Origin of the sequence: Herbaspirillum sp. NPDC101396 (assembly GCF_044767365.1) — a bacterium.
GTDB lineage: Bacteria > Pseudomonadota > Gammaproteobacteria > Burkholderiales > Burkholderiaceae_D > Herbaspirillum.
The window spans coordinates 666,548-683,797 of record NZ_JBIWNT010000001.1 but is presented as its reverse complement, the minus strand read 5'-3'; the positions used below and the strand labels follow the sequence as shown (position 1 = coordinate 683,797).

General features: G+C 60.8%; 15 protein-coding genes. 9 read left to right on the top strand and 6 right to left on the bottom strand.

The window, feature by feature from the left end:
- Positions 1-39: 39 nt before the first annotated feature.
- The 4 genes from ACIROY_RS03025 to ACIROY_RS03010 all read left to right on the top strand — a co-directional run bounded on the left by ACIROY_RS03025 (position 40) and on the right by ACIROY_RS03010 (position 4,472).
- Positions 40-1,359 (top strand): HAD family hydrolase, encoded by a 1,320-nt coding sequence (locus ACIROY_RS03025; RefSeq protein ID WP_402339545.1) that lies wholly within the window; start codon positions 40-42, stop codon positions 1,357-1,359.
- Between the two features lie 52 nt (positions 1,360-1,411).
- Complete coding sequence (locus tag ACIROY_RS03020; RefSeq protein WP_402339542.1) at positions 1,412-2,809, top strand: ethanolamine ammonia-lyase subunit EutB; 1,398 nt, start codon at positions 1,412-1,414, stop codon at positions 2,807-2,809.
- A gap of 18 nt (positions 2,810-2,827) precedes the next feature.
- The gene (gene eutC, locus ACIROY_RS03015; RefSeq protein ID WP_402339540.1) at positions 2,828-3,673 is read left to right on the top strand and encodes an ethanolamine ammonia-lyase subunit EutC; all 846 of its coding nucleotides are present in this window, start codon (positions 2,828-2,830) and stop codon (positions 3,671-3,673) included.
- 103 nt (positions 3,674-3,776) lie between these two features.
- Positions 3,777-4,472, top strand: coding sequence for a hypothetical protein (locus tag ACIROY_RS03010; RefSeq protein ID WP_402339537.1), 696 nt, complete (start codon positions 3,777-3,779; stop codon positions 4,470-4,472).
- A gap of 65 nt (positions 4,473-4,537) precedes the next feature.
- On the opposite strand, the gene ACIROY_RS03005 is transcribed toward ACIROY_RS03010, so the two are convergent.
- Positions 4,538-5,917 (bottom strand): VOC family protein, encoded by a 1,380-nt coding sequence (locus ACIROY_RS03005; protein WP_402339534.1) that lies wholly within the window; start codon positions 5,915-5,917, stop codon positions 4,538-4,540.
- An 83-nt stretch (positions 5,918-6,000) separates the two neighbouring features.
- Here ACIROY_RS03005 and ACIROY_RS03000 point away from each other — a divergent pair, with 83 nt between their 5' ends.
- Positions 6,001-7,275, top strand: a complete 1,275-nt coding sequence (locus tag ACIROY_RS03000) for an NRAMP family divalent metal transporter (protein WP_402271320.1) — start codon at positions 6,001-6,003, stop codon at positions 7,273-7,275.
- A gap of 37 nt (positions 7,276-7,312) precedes the next feature.
- Here the strand turns inward: ACIROY_RS03000 and ACIROY_RS02995 are convergent, their stop codons facing one another.
- The gene (locus ACIROY_RS02995; RefSeq protein ID WP_402339532.1) at positions 7,313-9,838 is read right to left on the bottom strand and encodes a PAS domain S-box protein; all 2,526 of its coding nucleotides are present in this window, start codon (positions 9,836-9,838) and stop codon (positions 7,313-7,315) included.
- 276 nt (positions 9,839-10,114) lie between these two features.
- Between ACIROY_RS02995 and ACIROY_RS02990 the strand changes: the two genes are divergently transcribed.
- The 4 genes from ACIROY_RS02990 to ACIROY_RS02975 all read left to right on the top strand — a co-directional run bounded on the left by ACIROY_RS02990 (position 10,115) and on the right by ACIROY_RS02975 (position 12,863).
- On the top strand, positions 10,115-10,894 hold the full coding sequence (locus ACIROY_RS02990; protein ID WP_402339529.1) for a potassium channel family protein: 780 nt from the start codon (positions 10,115-10,117) through the stop codon (positions 10,892-10,894).
- A 148-nt stretch (positions 10,895-11,042) separates the two neighbouring features.
- Entirely contained in the window at positions 11,043-11,765 is a 723-nt protein-coding gene (gene phbB, locus ACIROY_RS02985; RefSeq protein ID WP_402339526.1) for an acetoacetyl-CoA reductase, read from the top strand.
- 41 nt (positions 11,766-11,806) lie between these two features.
- Complete coding sequence (locus tag ACIROY_RS02980; RefSeq protein ID WP_402339524.1) at positions 11,807-12,229, top strand: bacteriohemerythrin; 423 nt, start codon at positions 11,807-11,809, stop codon at positions 12,227-12,229.
- 70 nt (positions 12,230-12,299) lie between these two features.
- Positions 12,300-12,863: a hypothetical protein gene (locus tag ACIROY_RS02975; RefSeq protein WP_402339521.1), complete on the top strand. Its 564-nt coding sequence runs from the start codon at positions 12,300-12,302 to the stop codon at positions 12,861-12,863.
- 83 nt (positions 12,864-12,946) lie between these two features.
- Here ACIROY_RS02975 and ACIROY_RS02970 read toward each other — a convergent pair whose 3' ends face one another.
- From ACIROY_RS02970 to ACIROY_RS02955, 4 genes are read right to left on the bottom strand one after another with little or no spacing between them, the layout of a single operon-like run.
- The gene (locus tag ACIROY_RS02970) at positions 12,947-13,420 is read right to left on the bottom strand and encodes a universal stress protein (protein ID WP_402339519.1); all 474 of its coding nucleotides are present in this window, start codon (positions 13,418-13,420) and stop codon (positions 12,947-12,949) included.
- 31 nt (positions 13,421-13,451) lie between these two features.
- The gene (locus ACIROY_RS02965) at positions 13,452-14,651 is read right to left on the bottom strand and encodes an acetate/propionate family kinase (protein ID WP_402271337.1); all 1,200 of its coding nucleotides are present in this window, start codon (positions 14,649-14,651) and stop codon (positions 13,452-13,454) included.
- Positions 14,648-16,051, bottom strand: a complete 1,404-nt coding sequence (locus tag ACIROY_RS02960; RefSeq protein ID WP_402339517.1) for a bifunctional enoyl-CoA hydratase/phosphate acetyltransferase — start codon at positions 16,049-16,051, stop codon at positions 14,648-14,650. Before ACIROY_RS02960 ends, ACIROY_RS02965 begins: the two co-directional genes overlap by 4 nt.
- A 56-nt stretch (positions 16,052-16,107) precedes the next feature.
- Positions 16,108-17,250, bottom strand: a complete 1,143-nt coding sequence (locus ACIROY_RS02955; RefSeq protein ID WP_402339514.1) for an ABC-2 transporter permease — start codon at positions 17,248-17,250, stop codon at positions 16,108-16,110.

Below are 17,250 nucleotides of genomic sequence, written 5' to 3'. Positions count from 1 at the left end.
TTTGAGCCATAAATAGTCACCAACAAGAGAGTCCATCACATGAAAAATAATCAACAGGGAAACGCGCCGGTCACCGAGGTCATCGCGCGACGGGGATTTCTGGGACGCGCGTTGGCTTCTGCGGCCGGCGTCGCCATGGTCGGCGCACCTCTGGCCGCGCAAGCAAAAACCGTCAAGACGCCGGTCGGTCTTGATCGCGCCAAATGGGCGCCGCGCAATCGTGCCATGGTGGAGCAGATGATCGCAGCATATGGCAACACGTCGCGCGGCTACAAGAGCGGCAAGAAGCCCTACGCCGTGTTCGACTGGGACAACACCAGCATCATGAACGACTGCGAAGAAGCACTGCTGATGCACCAGATCAACACCTTGTCGTTCAAGCTCACGCCGGCCGAATTCAGCGCGATCATCCGCCAGAACGTGCCGCCGGGTCCGTTCACCGCAGATTTCAAGAATGCCGCCGGCAAAGTGGTCGATCTCGATTCGATCTGCGCCGACCTGGATGCCGACTATGCTTTCCTGCATGCGAATTACAAGGGGTTCGCCGGCGGCAAGTCTCTTGAAGAAATCAGCGCGACCAGCGAATTCCTCGACTTCCGCGCCAAGCTGTACTACCTGTATGAAGCCGTCAACGATACCCACGGCGTCAATGTCGGTTATCCGTGGGTGATTTATTTCTTCGCCAACATGACCGTGGCTGAAGTGTCGGCGCTGGCGGAGGCATCCAATGACGCAGCCCTCGGCGCAGCGCTCACCAAGGTCAAATACACCAGCCCCGCCGACCGTCCAGGCAAGGCCGGCGTGGTCAGCGTCGGCCATTTCCATGGCATCCGGCTCTGTACCGAGATCGGCGGCATGATGGACACGTTCCGCGATCACGGCATCGACATCTATGTCTGCACCGCCTCGCTCGAGGACGTGGTGGCGGTGTTCGCGACCAATCCGAAGTACGGTTACAACGTGGCCCGCGAAAACATCATCGGCCTGCGCCTCGAACGCGACGGCAGCACCTACAAGAACGCTTACCTGAAAAACTGGCCGCTGACCTGGGGCCCGGGCAAGACGGTGGCGATCAAAAGCGAACTGGTCGCGGCCAAAGGCTACGGGCCGATTTTCGTGGCGGGCGACAGCGATGGCGATTACGATATGCTCAGGGACTTCACCGACACGCGCTACGGACTGATTGTGAACCGCATGAAGAACGGCAAGATCGGCGAGTTGTCGAAACTGGCGGCGGCGCAGATCACCGCCGGCCAGCCGCGCTTCCTGTTGCAGGGCAGGCAAGAGTCCACCGGCAACTGGCTGCCCGTGGAAACCAGCATCAAATACGGCAAGACGACGCCGCTGCTGACAGTTTGATCGTTTGACCGCCTGACCGGACCTGGTCGGGATCATCTGAGGAAAAGGAAACGTGCAGTCCTATCAATTCCGCCATACCGTCGGCGCCATCACACATCAGTTCCGCGATCTCAAGGATCTGATGGCCAAGGCGACGCCGCTGCGTTCCGGCGACATGCTGGCGGGCGTCGGCGCCGCCAGCGCGGAGCAGCGCGCGGTGGCGCAGATGGCCTTGGCGGAACTGCCGCTGCGGATTTTCCTCACTGAAGCGCTCGCGCCGTATGAGACCGACGAGGTGACGCGCCTGATCATCGACGAGCACGATGCCGCCGCGTTCGCCGCGATCAGCCACCTGACAGTTGGCGATTTCCGCAACTGGCTGCTCGGCGACGACGTCGACAGCGCCGCGCTCAGTGCGGTGGCGCCAGGCATCACGCCGGAAATGGCGGCAGCGGTGAGCAAGATCATGCGCAATCAGGACCTGATCCTGGTGGCGAAGAAGTGCCGCGTCGTTACCGCCTTCCGCAACACCATCGGCCTGGCGGGACGCTTGTCGACGCGCCTGCAGCCCAATCATCCGACCGACGACGCCACCGGCATCGCGGCCAGCTTGCTTGACGGCCTGCTGTACGGCAGCGGCGACGCCGTGTTCGGCATCAATCCGGCCACCGACAATGTCCCGCAAGTGGTCAATCTGGTGACGATGATGGCCGAGATCATTGCGCGTTACGAGATCCCGACGCAGTCCTGCGTGCTGACCCACGTGACCAACACGATCGCCGCCATCGAACGCGGCGCCCCGGTCGACCTGGTGTTCCAGTCGATCGCCGGCACCGAGGCCGCCAACCGCAGCTTCGGCATCGACCTGGCCCTGCTGGCGGAAGCGCGCGGCGCGGCGCTGTCGCTGGGGCGCGGCACGGTCGGCGACAACGTCATGTATTTTGAAACCGGGCAGGGCAGCGCGCTGTCGGCCGGCGCCCACCACGGCATGGACCAGCAGACCTGCGAAGCGCGCGCCTATGCGGTGGCGCGCAAGTTCAAGCCGCTGCTGGTCAACACCGTGGTCGGCTTTATCGGTCCCGAGTACCTCTACGACGGCAAGCAGATCATCCGCGCCGGACTGGAAGACCATTTCTGCGCCAAGCTGCTCGGCCTGCCGATGGGTTGCGACGTCTGCTACACCAACCACGCCGAAGCCGACCAGAACGACATGGACAACCTGCTGACATTGCTGGCGACGGCGGGCTGCAGCTTCGTCATGGGCATTCCGGGTTCCGATGACATCATGCTCAACTACCAGACCACCTCGTTCCACGACGCGCTGTACGTACGGCGCGTGCTCGGCCTGGCGCCGGCGCCCGAGTTCGAGACATGGCTGCAGCGCATGCAGATCTTCAGCAGCGAGCCGCAGTTCCGCCTCAACGACGGCTTGCCGCCCACTTTTCGCGACGCCTTGCGGCGTCTGTCGTGAAGTCCGGGTGCCGCGGCGATGCCTGACAACAAATCCCCCGTCATCGACAATCCGTGGCAAGCGCTGCGGCAGTTTACGGCCGCCCGTATTGCCTTGGGACGCGCCGGCGTCAGCCTGCCGACCGCGCCGCAACTGGCCTTCCAGCTGGCGCATGCGCAGGCGCGCGACGCCGTGCATCTGGCCCTGGATACCGATACGCTGCGCGCGCAATTGCTGCAAGCGGACATCCCCGGCGCCGATGCCTGCCAGGTGCTCGACAGCGCGGCCGCCGACCGCCTGACCTATCTGCAGCGCCCGGATCTCGGCAGGCGCCTCAGCGACGCGTCGCGCGCGCTGCTGAGCCGTGCCGTGGGGATTCCGCAAGCGCAGGAAGACAGGATTTACGATCTTGCCTTCGTGATTGCCGATGGCTTGTCATCGCTGGCCATCGCCAGAAATGCCGTGCCGTTTCTGCAGGCAGTCCAGCAACGCATCGCACCGCGCAACTGGAGGCAGGCGCCGCTGACCATCGTGCGTCAGGGCCGTGTTGCCATCGGCGACGAAATCGGCAGCCTGGTGCGTACCCGGCTGGTGGTGGTCATGATAGGCGAACGACCGGGCCTCAGTTCACCGGACAGCATGGGCTTGTACCTGAGCTGGATGCCGCGCGTGGGCATGACCGACGCCGAGCGCAACTGCGTCTCCAACGTCAGGCCCGAAGGCATGCGCTATGACGAAGCCGCCGGCAAACTCGATTACCTGCTGGCGGAAGCGCACAGGCGCCAGTTGACCGGCGTCGGTCTCAAGGATGAGAGCGCGGGAGGCGCGCAGACGCTGGCGGCGCCGGGGACGAACTTCCTCTTGGTGGACGATCCGAAATCCTGATATTTCAATCATTCTGCGCGGCAACGCAAATGCATTTTTTCGTTATACTTGCGGCGACCGTCACACAATAATCAATATCGGCAGCCATTCAGCGGGAGAGAAAATGTTAAGAGTAGCCAGTCAGGACGACCTGTCCTCGTTTGTCAAAGCCAAAGCACTGTCCCCAACCATCACCAATGCGCCATTCAGCGGCGTCTTGCTGAGCGCGCAGGCAAAGGCCGCGGAAACCCAGGCTGTGGCGCCAAGTCCGGACGCTGCCGCCGTTGCGGCTCTCAGCGCTGCGCTGTCCCAGTTCGGCATCTCGGTGCCGCCGGCCCTGCGCATCACTACCGGTGCCAACGGCCTCGCGCTGTCCGGCGACAACCGCAACGCCAAGTTCCAGGCCATGCTGCAGGCCAATCCGGCGCTGGAGACCACGCTCAACGGCATGATCGGCCAGCAGGACATGGCGCGTAAAAACGCGCTGAAGGACGTGGTTCGCGACTTCCTCGGAAAATCCCCCAGCCCCGGCATTGAAGCCTTCGCAGCAGATTTCCTGGACGAGGAGGCCAACGACACCTACAGCCTCAGTTTCAATGGCGCCAGCATCGGCGTTGACGAAATGGGCGCCAAGGGATGGCAACCGGTCAAGGATACCAAGGACTTCCGCGCGGACTTGCTGGCGGCCTATACCAAGTACCAGGTCACCCATGCCGTGACAGTCGAGAAACGCAAAGATGAGGACGACAATGAGCAGAACCTCAGCATCAAGTCCAAACTGGCGGAAGCGCTGAAGAAGGATGAAGTCGCAGTGAGCTGAGATGGAATGCTCGTCGCGTTGCGAAAAAAAGCCCCGGTTCCGGGGCTTTTTCTTTTAGTCGATTGTCATCCTGCAAATTCCAGCAAGGTCCGGAACGCAGGCAAGGCCACCTCGAGCTTGTCGGCGTCCTCCCGAACCGGCAATCCAAGCGCACGCGCCCGGGCGGAAATGAGACCGCGATCGCCGCCGCGGAAGCGGATCGCCGCAAAGAACGCCTCCCGCTGCGGCGCATGCGCGGCGAGCTCGCCGAAGCGCACAGCCAAGCTGTTGGCATCGACGAACTCCAATGCAAAGTCCGGACCCCAGCCGCCAAGGCGGTGGTAGCTTGCTGCTGCCTGCACAGGATCTTCATCGATCACCAACATGCCGGCAATGCCTTGCACGCCATTGGCATGCGCCATCCATTCCGGCCGCCAGACCAGCTCCGGCGTCAGGTGCCTGCATGCATACACACGTCCGGCGGCAAATTGACCGGGGCGCAGGCGAACGGTGGAAAAGCGCGCGTCGACCGATTTTTCCGCCACCTCAACCGGCCGCGAAAAATGCTGGACCGGCTGCGCATCGAGTCCCAGGCCAAGCCAGCGGGCGTGACAAGCGTCGATGTCGTCGACGGCGTAGACCAGGCCATCGATGCCGACCGGACTGTCGAGGATTTCCTGGCGGACCTTGTCGCTGTCGCGCGGCTGGCCGATCAGTTCCAGATAGCCGCCGGGCAGCACCACGAGATGATTGACCGAGCCCAGCGTGTGGTAACCACGCGGCGTGACAATGAAGCCCAGGCCTTCCAGCAACCCCTGTGCGGCATCGATATCGTAATGCGTGTTGATGACCAGGTGATCGAGCGCGGATTGGGGTTGGTCAAAAGAAGGGGGTGTTGGAATGGAGGAACGATTCACGATGGATTGATTGGTGAAGGAGGGAAAAGCGCCTCGCCTGAGCGAGCAGCGTGGCGAAACCGGCATTGTACGGAAAACCGTCAAACCAGGTGTTCCAAACGGCAGTTGGGGCGCGGCAAAGCTTCGGATCCGACCTGTGCGAATCAACGGTTTGGCGTATATGTCAGACATCGTGAAATACCGCTGAGGCAGGTTTTCATGAATTGGGAGGGGGCCCGACTTGTCTATTTCCCCGCTTCTGCGATCGTCTTCATGCCGTCTGTATTGGAGAACGGATCGACGGTCGAAATCGCCGTTGTCGGCAATGAAGGCCTTGTCGACATTTCTTTGTTCATCGATGGCGAATCCATCTGCAGCCGCTCCGTGGCGCAGATGCATCACGGTGAAGTTGACGTCTTCAGCGCAGGAGCAGGTGACGGCAGCAGCCTTGCCGTCACGTTGCCGGCACCCGTGCAGTCGATTTGACCGGCTTTCTTCGCCTTGCGTGTCAATGCCACCGAACCGCATCATTGCACCAGGTATTGATGTTACAGTTTGCTTTCCCGCCAACCCGCCTGCGCGTCATCCCATGACGCAAGCCGGAGCGTACCCAAGTCGACCGCAGCATGGCCGGCGAACACACCGATCGGCATATGGATATCGCAGGAAAAGAACAAGAAGAGGGCGGTTCCTGGCTGAAAAAACTGGGGCCCGGGCTGATTACCGGCGCTGCAGATGACGATCCCAGCGGCATAGCGACTTATTCGCAGGCCGGAGCGCAATTCGGTTTCAGCATGTTGTGGACCGTGTTGTTCACCTATCCGCTGATGGTCGGCATCCAGATCGTCAGCGCCCGTATCGGTCGCGTGACCGGCCACGGCCTCGCCACCAACATCCGCCTGCATTACCCCCGATGGCTTTTGTACGCCGTCATCGCTCTGCTATTGCTGGCCAATACGATAAACATCGCCGCCGACGTCTCTGCCATGGGCGACGCCATGCACCTGATCGCGGGCGGTCCCAGTCAGCTTTATGCCGTGGGGTTCGGCCTGTTGTCTCTGCTGCTGCAAGTGTTCCTGGCCTACAAGCGTTATGTCCGCATCCTCAAATGGCTGACACTGGGCCTGCTTTCGTATGTGGCGACGGTGCTGGTGGTCCATGTACCGTGGACGGAAGTGGCGCTGCGCACTTTCGCGCCGCATTTGTCGTGGAAGACGGAATACATCACCACGGTGGTCGCCGTTTTCGGCACCACCATCAGTCCGTATCTGTTTTTCTGGCAGGCTTCGCAGGAAGTGGAAGAGCAACTGGCGACACCGGGCGCCGCACCACTGATCCAGGCGCCGCACCAGGCAAAAGCCAACCTGCGACGCATCAAGCTCGATACCTTTATCGGCATGGGATTCTCGAACATGGTGGCCTTCTTCATCATCCTGACGGCCGCCGTCACGCTCAACCTGCACGGGGTGGGTAACATCCAGACCTCGGCGCAGGCGGCCACGGCCTTGCGGCCGATTGCCGGCGAGTTTGCCTTCTTCCTGTTCAGCGCCGGCATCATCGGCACGGGCCTGCTGGCCATTCCTGTGCTGGCGGGGGCATCCGCGTATGCGATGGCCGGCACCTTCGAATGGAAGAACAGCCTCGAGAGCAAGCTGAACGCAGCGAAGGCTTTTTATGGCGTCATCATCGTTTCAACGGTGGTGGGCACCGGCCTTGGGTTCAGCGCGATCGACCCGATCAAGGCCTTGTACTGGAGTGCGGTCATCAACGGCGTGATTTCGGTTCCGATCATGACGGTGATGATGCTGATGGCCTCGCGCACGGACATCATGGGAACATTCGTGATCAGGCGCAAGCTGCAAGTCCTGGGCTGGCTGGCGGCGCTGATGATGGCAATTGCCGTGGTTGCCATGCTGGCGACGCTCTAGAGGGCATGCAGCGACGTGCGTGGCAGGAACTTGTGCATCAGCAAACGCTCTTCCATTCCTGCGGAGACCGCCAGGAAGCGAGCCACTCAGGGAGCATCGAAGCAAGCATGGGCCTTGATATGCCGTAGCCTTGCGCCTGCTCGCAGCCGATACGCAGCAATTCTTCCCCGTGTGCGATCGTTTCCACGCCTTCGGCAATGACGTTGCGATGAAACGCATCGGCCAGGCCGATAACGCCGCGCACGATTGCGAGGTCTTCCTGGTCGCTGAGCATATCCCTGACGAAGCTTTGATCGATCTTCAACGTTTCCGCCGGAAGGCGCTTGAGGTAAGTCAGCGACGAGTAGCCTGTACCGAAATCATCGATGGAAAAATGTACGCCGAGATCGCGGCATACGCGCATTACCTGGGACACGGCATCGATGTTTTGCAAAGCGCTGGTTTCAAGAATTTCCAATTCCAGGTTTTCAGGGGCGACGTCAGGATGGCGTGCCAGCATGTCGCACAGCACCAGGTAGAAATTTTCTTGCTGCAGTTGTCTCGGTCCCAGGTTGACGCTGACAGCGAGCGTCAGTCCCATCTTTTTCCAGGTGCTCATTTGCGCAAGCGCCGTTCCGATCACCCAGGTTCCGATGTCATCACTGAGACGATGTCCTTCGATCAACGGCAGAAACGACGCCGGGGGAACCAGCCCCAGCTCGGGGTGCTGCCAGCGGATCAGCGCCTCGGCCCCGGTGACGGCGCCGGTTTTCATGTTCACCTTGGGCTGGTAATACAGGACGAATTCACCGTGTTCCAGCGCCTGTGCGAGTCGCCGCAGCTGTGCTCCGCGGCCTTTTTCCTCTGCGTCCCGGGCCGCATCGAAGATGTGGTATCTGTTCTTCCCGGATTGCTTGGCTTCATACATCGCGAAATCGGCATGCCGTATGAGCTGGTCCTCGTCAACGTCATCGTCGGGAAAAAGGGTGGCGCCAATGCTGGCGGAAACCTGGATCACGTGATTGCCGATGACAATCGGATCCGAACAGGCTTTGAGAATTTTTCCCGCAAGACTGTCGAGCTCCTGGCGGCCGCCAACGTCCACCAGAACTGCAACGAATTCATCTCCGCCCATGCGCGCGAGCGTATCGATGTCGCGCAATACGGAAAGCATGCGTTGCGAGAGCGCAATCAGCAACGCATCACCCACTTCATGTCCATGCTCATCGTTGACCAGCTTGAAACCATCCAGGTCAAGGTAGAGCACGGCCAGATCCTTGCCACTGCGCTTGCTCATGTGCATGGCCTGGCGCAATCGATCAGAGAGCAGCAAGCGGTTAGGCAAATCGGTGAGCATGTCGAAATTGGTGACGTGCTCCAGCTTTTCCTGCTGTTTTCGCAATGAGGTGATATCGGTAAACAAGGCGATGTATTTGTGTGTCTTGCCCGACTCATCGGTCACGGCGCTGATTGTCAGCAGGCCTGTGTACGATTCTCCGTCTTTACGCCGGCTCCAGATTTCAGTGCGTGCATGGCCGCTTTGCAGCAGATTGGCCAGTACTGCCTTTTCGACATCGGGCCCCTGGCGGCTCGATCTGAAGACGCTGGATGTCCGGCCCACCAACTCTTCCCTCGCATAGCCGGTAATGCATGTCAGCGCCTGATTGACTTCAACGATGACGCCGTGGCTATCGGTAATGGCGATCCCTTCGCTGGTATGGGTAAAAACGCTGGAGGTCAGCTTGAAGTTGGCTTCCGCGATTTTCCGGAGTGTGATATCGCGCGCGATTTTCGACGCGCCGATGATCGTCCCGTGCTTGTCGCGAATCGGGGAGATGGTCACGGAAACGTGGATGGGCGATCCGTCCTTGTGCAGGCGGACCGTGTCGAAGTGATCGATTTTTTCGCCGGCCAGCATCTTTTCCAGAATGAACAGTTCTTCATCTTGCCGGTCTTGCGGGAACAGCTTCAGCATCGGTTCGCCCAGCATCTCTTCTGCGCTGTAGCCGAACATGGCCTGCGCAGCAGTATTCCAGCTGGTCACCTTGCCGTCGAGGGTCTTGCTGATGATAGCGTCGTCGGACGAAGTCACCAGCGCGTGAAACTGTTCTGCGGTCGTCTCCAGATGCGACTGGGCGGTAATGTCGCGTGCAATTTTTGAGGCGCCGACGATCCTGCCTTGCCCGTCGCGTATCGGCGAGATGGTGACCGAGACCTTGATCGGCAAACCATTCTTGCGGATGCGTATGGTTTCAAAATGCGTTACGCGCTCACCATTGATGATCTTCTCGAGTATCAGGGCTTCTTCGTTGATCCGGTCATTGGGGAACAGGCGTAACAAGGGTTGGCCCAGCATCTCACTTTCGGTATAGCCAAAGATCGTTTCCGCACCGGGATTCCAGCTGGTGACGATACCATCCAGCGTTTTGCTGATGATGGCGTCGTCGCAGGATTGAATGATTCCCTCGAAATAGGCCTTGGCTGAGCAGGTCGCGGGATCGTGTCGCGCCGCGGTCTCAAACGGCGCATCGCTGAAATCGATCCTGCGTCCGCCAGTTGCTTCTTCTTCCGGATGATTTTTCATATGCCTAGTGGTGACGGATAGTTCCTGAGTCGGCTTCCAGCGCAGAGAACCTACCGATTGGTATTTTTATTTGAAACTACTGACATATTGCCTGCCTCCGATACTACCCTGATATCGTATTTCCGCTCGGAGAAGATTTCCTGATGTCTCAATACGTGCGCGTTGAAGAGAAAAACAAGAAAAAGCCAGCCGGTTTGAGCTATCTCAATTCCGTTTTCCTTACCAGGGACCATAGTAGGGGCATCCATCTTCATCAAAGCGTTCAGCGAGGTAGCCGTGTCGAAATCCGATGCACGTTCCCAGTCATCCCGGCCGCTGCTGCTGCTTGCCTTGTTGCTGAGCATTCCCGCGTTCTACATGATGCTCAACAACGACGTGTCTCCCTATCGCGATACGGGAAGATCGCTCTATGTGCTCGTGGCGTTGCTCATTGCCGTGGACATGTGGCGTCTGTATCGGAAAAATCCTCCGGGCTCCCAATACAGGCGCCTGGCCGTAGTGGACTTGTTGATACTCTTCGGCGCGATCGCGAGCGCCTGGTCGTACGAATCATCATGGCATTTCACCGAGTGGCTGTTCAGGCTGGCGTATTGCGTCGTGGTGTTCTTGCGATTGTCGGTCTTGCTGGCCCGCTACGTGGGCCCGCACAAATTGCTCCAGATCGGCGTGTTTGCGCTTTTCGTCCTGGCGATAGCGGGGGAGGGCTTCCTGTTGCTGGAGCCGAAAATCCACACCTATGCGGACGGCGTGTGGCTGGCGTTCCTGACGGTGGCGACGCTGGGATATGGGGACCTGGTTCCCTCCGTACCGGGGTCCCGGATATTTGCGGTCTTCATCGTCTTGCTGGGCTACGCATTGTTCTCGATATTCACGGCAAGTATTTCGGCCATTCTGGTCGGCGAGGATGAAAAACGCCTGCGCCATGAGCTGCATATGGATACGCGCATGCTGCGCGCCGAGATTGCAGCGCTGCGCGGAGAACTGCGGGACGCGCTGCTTGAGAAGCGCCATCTGCCTGCAACATCCGGCGAAGACAGCCGACAGGAGGAAGCGTAGAGCAAGGCAGCCAGGCTGATCAGCCTGTAACTTCGGGCGATTTTTGACGTGAATTCTTTTCCTTTGACCTGGATCAAGTACAAAAAAAAGCTTCGGAATAGAGTTTGTCCATACGGAATACTTTCAGCTTGCGCGAGGAGCGGACGATATGGACAGAGTTGCATTGGTTACCGGCGGAACCCGAGGTCTTGGCGCGGCCATTGCCGTCGCCTTGCGCGATGCCGGTTATCGTGTTGCGACAGTGCACCGGAGCAACGTCGACGCTGCGCAGTCCTTCAGGGAAAAGACGTCCATCCCGGTGTTTTGCTGGGATGTCGCCGATTTTTCGGCTTGCCGGGAAGGCATCCGGCAGGTCGAGTCGGAACTCGGTCCGGTCGACATCCTGGTGAACAACGCCGGGATCGCCCGCGACGCGGTGCTGCATCACATGACGCAGGAACAATGGTCGGCAGTCATCCTCACCAATCTGGGATCCGTATTCAACATGTCGCGCAACGTCATCGAGGGCATGCGCGAACGCGGCTTCGGGCGCATCGTCAACATCAGCTCAGTTAACGGTGAACGGGGACAAGTCGGGCAGGCCAACTACGCCGCCGCCAAGGCGGGAATCCTGGGCTTTACCAAGTCCCTGGCGCTTGAAAGCGCACGCAAGAACATCACCGTCAATGCCATCGCACCGGGCTATTGCGATACGGACATGGTGGCGGCCGTTCCCAAGGATGTCCTGGACAAAATTGTTGCAGGCATCCCCGTCGGGCGCCTTGGCAGCGGCGCCGACATCGCGCGCCTGGTCCTGTTCCTGGCCGATGACGCCGCAAGCTTCATCACCGGGGCAACCTTCGATGCCAACGGCGGACAGTTCATGGCATGACGCGGGATTTTTTTTGAACACGATGTACGCAGGAGGAAGATATGGAAGCACTGACATGGTCGCCGCAGATGTCGTTGGGCATCGTCGAGATGGACAACGCCCACAAGGAACTGATTCAGGAACTGACAGACATCATGAGCGCACCCGATCCGGAATTTTCCGGACGTCTTCTGCGCATTGTCGCCTTGCTGGAAAACGATTTCCGGGAAGAAGAGACGCTGATGGAAAAGATAAATTATCCCGAACTGCGCCTGCACCGGGAGGAGCATGCGGAGTTGCTGAGCACCTTGCACCACGTTGTCCCCAAGGCCATGAGCGGCGATTACGTCCTGCCGCGACAGGTGCTCAACATGCTTCCCCAGTGGTTCCTGAACCATCTGGTCAGAATGGATTCGGCACTGGTCAAGGCACTGAACGTGGCGGGCGCGCAACCGGCGAAACATGCAGAAATTGCTCCGTTGTAACGATGCGCAGAGCCTGCCCCTCAATTTCATCCGGCTTTCCTGACGAAGGTCGTTCACCAAGGAGTTCTCCATGTTTTCTTTTCCATCAATGCAAAGCCCGGATGACATCCGGCGCACCTTCAACGCCGAGCTGCGCTTGTGTAACGCAGTGACGAGCAATGCCGTCGACGTGGCGTTCCGCATCGCCGATCTGAATTTCTGCATGTGGAAGCAAGGCGTCGCCAACTGGTCGAAACGTTCGGAGACGCTGGAATTGCCGGACGCCAAAAAACTCCCCGGATGGCTCGACGCCAGTCATCTCAAGCAAGATCTTGAAAACATCACCACCTACGGACAGCAAGTCACCAAAATCATGCTGGACCTGCAGGGCGACCTAGCCAAGTTCGCCCAACAGCGTGCCACCACGTGGAATGCGGCGGCGGCCAATACGAAATCGCAAGCCACTGCCTCCGCGCCGGCATCGAACGCCCCGGCCATGGCATTCCTCCAGAATATGGTCGACCAGGCCAGCAAGGGCTATGCGCAATGGACCAGCAGCGCCTTGAACGCAATGGATGCCGTGGAAACCGATCTGGCGCATGCCGCCGCCGGCAAGGATGCCGCCCCGGCGGTGAAAACACGCAGTCGGAAATAAAACGTTTTTCCCCCGTAGCGCGACAGTATCGATTGTTCCTCTTGTCGATGCCGTCGCGCTTTTTTTGACGGTGCATCAATTTTTCAGGTCGTCGTCCCCGGACGCGGGGCCTGGGCTTTCTTGATCAACAATACCGGCACCGGCGACAAGCGGGCGACCTGCTCCGCATCGCTGCCCATGAGGAAGCGATGCACACCCCGGCGTCCGTGGGTTCCGATCACGATCAGATCGGCCTTGTTGGTGACGGCGCGTTCGATGATCACGTCGGCGACGCGCGCGCCCATGGCCTCCCTTATTTCGACGTCCACCGCAATCCCGAACTTTTTCAGCATTGCAGCGGTGCGGGCGAGCATGTCTTCGGCTTCCTTCAATGCGAGCGGTCTAGTGGTCGTGATGTAGACGTTCGGGTCTTCGAAGCCATTGCTCAGCGTGGTCATGTCCAGCACATGCAGCAAACGCACGCGCGCCTTGCACAAGACCGCCAGCGCGCAGGCTTCTCCGACTGCAGATTCGGCGGTGACGCTGCCGTCAATAGGGACAAGAATCGTGTTGTACATGATGCGCTCCTGATGTAATGAGTGATGAGTGCTACGCGGTGTATCGGACAGACGTTGGCGGCAGCAGGGGTTGCGCCAGGCTCGCCGCCATCCATTCCTCGTTGGTCGGCTCCACGGCGACGGCGACGCGGCTTTGCGGCGACGAAATCAACGAGGCTGCGACTTGATTGCCGCCATCGTCCAGGACCAGGCCGAGAAACCCAAGATGCTTGCAGATGCGGGACCGCAGCTCAGCGTTGTGCTCGCCGATGCCGGCGGTGAACACCAGCATGTCGAGGCCGCCGAGCACAGCCGTCAGCGCGCCGATTTCCCGTACGATGCGACGCACGTATAACGCCAGCGCGTCGGCCGCCCGTGGATCAACGGCCTCCGCCGCGATCAGCTCGCGCGGGTCCGAGGACGTGCCGGAGATGCCCCGCAGTCCCGACTCGTGGTACAGAAGGTGCCCGAGTTGTTGCGGGGAAAGCTGTTCGGTCTCCATCAGATAGAGAAGTACGCCGGGATCGAGCGACCCGCAGCGGGTTCCCATCATCAGGCCGTCCAGCGCGGAGAATCCCATCGTGGTTGCAACGCTGCGCAGGTCCTGCATGGCGCACAGGCTGGCGCCGCTGCCCAGATGAGCGACGATGGTGTTGCCGCGGGCCGCATCGCCGTGGCGTTCCGCCAGCACGACGGACATGTATGCATACGACAGGCCGTGAAAGCCGTAGCGGCGGAGGCCCCGTTCCCAGGCCGGGTAGGGAATGGGCAGCATCTTTTCGACACGCGGCAGGCTGTGATGGAAGGCAGTATCGAAACAGGCGATCTGCGTCAGTCCCGGCCGCGCTTGCAGGAAGCTCTCGATCGCCTCCAGCGCAAACGGCTGGTGCAGCGGCGCCAGCGGGATGAAGCTGCGCAGGTCGGCAAGCACGTCGTGATCGACGCAGACCGGTTCAAAATAGTTGGCGCCGCCGTGCACCACCCGGTGCACCACGGCGATGAGGCGATTGCCGCCCAGCCTGCCGATGGTGTACTCGCGGATGCGCAACAGCGCGGCGTGATAGGGCGCATCCCGATCGACCGGCATCTGTTCAGTCGCCTGGCCGGAAACGGAAAAGGTCGGCGAAGATCCGGTAATGCCGTCGGCCTTGCCGCTCCAGAGCGGGGTGCGCTGCATCGGAAGCGGCGAATTGAAGAGCGCGAACTTGATGCTTGAGGAGCCGCAGTTCAATACCAGGATGCAGTCGTTCATGCCGCCTCCCGTGCGCGATTGGCCAGCAACAGCGCAATCGCGCAGGAGGCGATGCGGGACTCCCGCGAGTCGGCGCGGCTGGTCAGGACGATCGGTACGCGCGCGCCCAGCACGATGCCGGCACTGGCCGCGCCGCCCAGGTATTCGAGCTGCTTGGCCAGCATGTTGCCGCTTTCCAGATCCGGCACCACCAGGATGTCAGCGCGTCCGGCGACCTCGGAGACGATTCCCTTGATGCGCGCGGCTGCGATGGAGACGGCATTGTCGAACGCCAGCGGACCGTCCACGATGGCGCCGGTGATCTGTCCGCGGTCGGCCATTTTGCAGAGGGCGGCGGCGTCCAGCGTGGCCGCCATGCGCGCATTGACGGTTTCCACCGCAGCGAGAATCGCCACGCGCGGCTGCTGTACGCCGATGGCCTGGGCCAGTCCGATGGCGTTGCGGATGATGTCGGCTTTTTCGTCCAGATTGGGGGCGATATTGATGGCCGCGTCGGTGATGATAAAAGGCCGCGGATAACTGGGCGTCTGCATCAGGAAGCAATGGCTCAGGCGCCGGCCGGTGCGCAGGTCGGGGCAGGCCAGCACGGCCGACATCAGTTCATCGGTATGCAGGCTGCCTTTCATCAGAGCGGCAACTTCGCCGCTGGCTGCCAGGGCGACGGCGCGCGCGGCGGCGGCATGGCTGTGCGGCACGTCCTCGATGCGCAAGGCCGAGATGTCCAGCTGGTTGTCATCGGCGACCGCCTGCAGTTTGGCGCGCGGCGCCACCAGTACCGGAACGATCAGGCCGGCGGCCTGCGCGTCAAGCGCGGCGGACAGACTCAGCGCATCGCAGGGGTGTACCACCGCAGTCGCCACCGCGCCCATGGGGCGCACATGTTCCAGCAGTCGCAACAAGCCGTTGTCGCTGCCCAGCAACCGCACTTCGGGCAAGGTGGTGCGCGGCATCGAAATGCGCTCGACGGGTGCGATGACATCGGCCTGGCCCTCGATCACCGTCACGCCGTCCTGGTTGATGCAGGCGCACGCCAGCGACAGCCGTTTGCTGGCCTCGTGACGCTCGGTGACGCGTACGCTGATCGTGAGCCTGTCGCCGATGCGCGCCGGCGCCTTGAAATTGAGCGTTTGCCCAAGATAAACCGTTCCCGGCCCCGGCAGGCGTGTGCCGAGGACGGCCGAGATCAGCGCTCCACCCAGCATGCCATGCGCGATGACGCCATGGAAACGGGTTGAGGAGGCAAATTCGGCGTCCAGATGCTGCGGATTGACGTCGCCGGAAAGGATGGCGAACAGCTGGATATCCTGTGCCGTCAGCGTACGTTCTATCGAGGCACTGTCGCCGACGGCGATTTCATCGAAAGTACGATTCTGTACCAGGAGCAGGTCGTCTTTGTGCATGCGGTTCTCCGGATGAAAATAAGTTGTCGGGATGGATCGGCGGTGTTGATGCCGGCTCAGGCCATCTGTCCGATGGTTTTTCGAAAGCGCATCAGCGCGGCAACGAACAGCACTGCACCGATGCCCACGATCGCCAGCATCTGGGGCCAGATCACTGCCGCCCCCGCGCCCCGGTAAAGCACCGCCTGGGCGGCAGAAACAAAATGCGTCGTCGGCGCCGCCAGCATGATGTTCTGCACCAGCACCGGCATGCTTTCGCGCGGGGTCGACCCGCCCGACAGCAATTGCAAGGGCAGCAACACCAGCACCACCAGCATGCCGAACTGCGGCATCGAGCGCGCCAGCATCGCCATGAAAATGCCCATCGACGTGGTCGCGAACAGGTGCAAGGCCGCCACGGCAAGAAACAACATGACCGAGCCCTGGACCGGCACCCGCAACGCTCCCTGGACGATGAACACGAGCGCCGCTGCCGCCGCCAGCAAGACCACCAGGCCCATGGACCAGACTTTGGCCAGCATGATCTCCAAGGGCGTGACGGGCATGACGAGCAGATGCTCGATCGTGCCGTGTTCGCGCTCGCGGATAAGCGCCGCACCGGTGAGGATGATGGACAGCATGGTGACGTTGTTGATGATTTCCATCAGCGCCCCGAACCAGGCGCGCTCCAGGTTGGGATTGAAGCGGGAATGAAGCACCAGTTCGGCCGGCGCGGCGGCGATGCCGCGATAGCGCTGGAGGAATTCGGCGACTTCCGTGTTGATGATCTCCAGGATGTAGGAGTTGCCGGTGAATGCCTGGCTCATGCGCGTGGCGTCCACGTTCAGCTGCACGGCAGGAGAACGGCCGGCCAGTACGTCGCGTTGGAAGTCCGGCGGAATGTCGAGCACAAAGGTGTAGTCGCCATTGTCCATGCCGACGTCCATCCGGCTGAGGGAAATCATGTCCGGCGTCTTGAAATAGGGCGGATAGAAGCTGGCGGCAATGCGCGCCGACAAGGGCGAGCCATCTTCGTCGACGATCGCGATCGCGGCATTGTGCAGGCTGTCCGGCATGGCCGTCGCCGCCACATAGATGGACACCGTGAACGTATAGGCGATCAGGACCAGCATCGCCGGATCGCGGGCAAGGCTCCACAATTCCTTGACGCCGAGGCGGGCGATGTTGGCGACCGCGCGCCAGGAAAGGGGGCTTTTCAT

What these genes read in the sequence shown, in the direction of transcription:
- ACIROY_RS03025 (WP_402339545.1), top strand. Translation starts at nt 40, where the DNA reads ATGAAAAATAATCAACAGGGAAACGCGCCGGTCACCGAGGTCATCGCG.
- eutC (WP_402339540.1), top strand. Translation starts at nt 2,828, where the DNA reads ATGCCTGACAACAAATCCCCCGTCATCGACAATCCGTGGCAAGCGCTG.
- ACIROY_RS03010 (WP_402339537.1), top strand. Translation starts at nt 3,777, where the DNA reads ATGTTAAGAGTAGCCAGTCAGGACGACCTGTCCTCGTTTGTCAAAGCC.
- ACIROY_RS03000 (WP_402271320.1), top strand. Translation starts at nt 6,001, where the DNA reads ATGGATATCGCAGGAAAAGAACAAGAAGAGGGCGGTTCCTGGCTGAAA.
- ACIROY_RS02995 (WP_402339532.1), bottom strand. Translation starts at nt 9,838, where the DNA reads ATGAAAAATCATCCGGAAGAAGAAGCAACTGGCGGACGCAGGATCGAT.
- phbB (WP_402339526.1), top strand. Translation starts at nt 11,043, where the DNA reads ATGGACAGAGTTGCATTGGTTACCGGCGGAACCCGAGGTCTTGGCGCG.
- ACIROY_RS02980 (WP_402339524.1), top strand. Translation starts at nt 11,807, where the DNA reads ATGGAAGCACTGACATGGTCGCCGCAGATGTCGTTGGGCATCGTCGAG.
- ACIROY_RS02975 (WP_402339521.1), top strand. Translation starts at nt 12,300, where the DNA reads ATGTTTTCTTTTCCATCAATGCAAAGCCCGGATGACATCCGGCGCACC.
- ACIROY_RS02970 (WP_402339519.1), bottom strand. Translation starts at nt 13,420, where the DNA reads ATGTACAACACGATTCTTGTCCCTATTGACGGCAGCGTCACCGCCGAA.
- ACIROY_RS02965 (WP_402271337.1), bottom strand. Translation starts at nt 14,651, where the DNA reads ATGAACGACTGCATCCTGGTATTGAACTGCGGCTCCTCAAGCATCAAG.
- ACIROY_RS02960 (WP_402339517.1), bottom strand. Translation starts at nt 16,051, where the DNA reads ATGCACAAAGACGACCTGCTCCTGGTACAGAATCGTACTTTCGATGAA.
- ACIROY_RS02955 (WP_402339514.1), bottom strand. Translation starts at nt 17,250, where the DNA reads ATGAAAAGCCCCCTTTCCTGGCGCGCGGTCGCCAACATCGCCCGCCTC.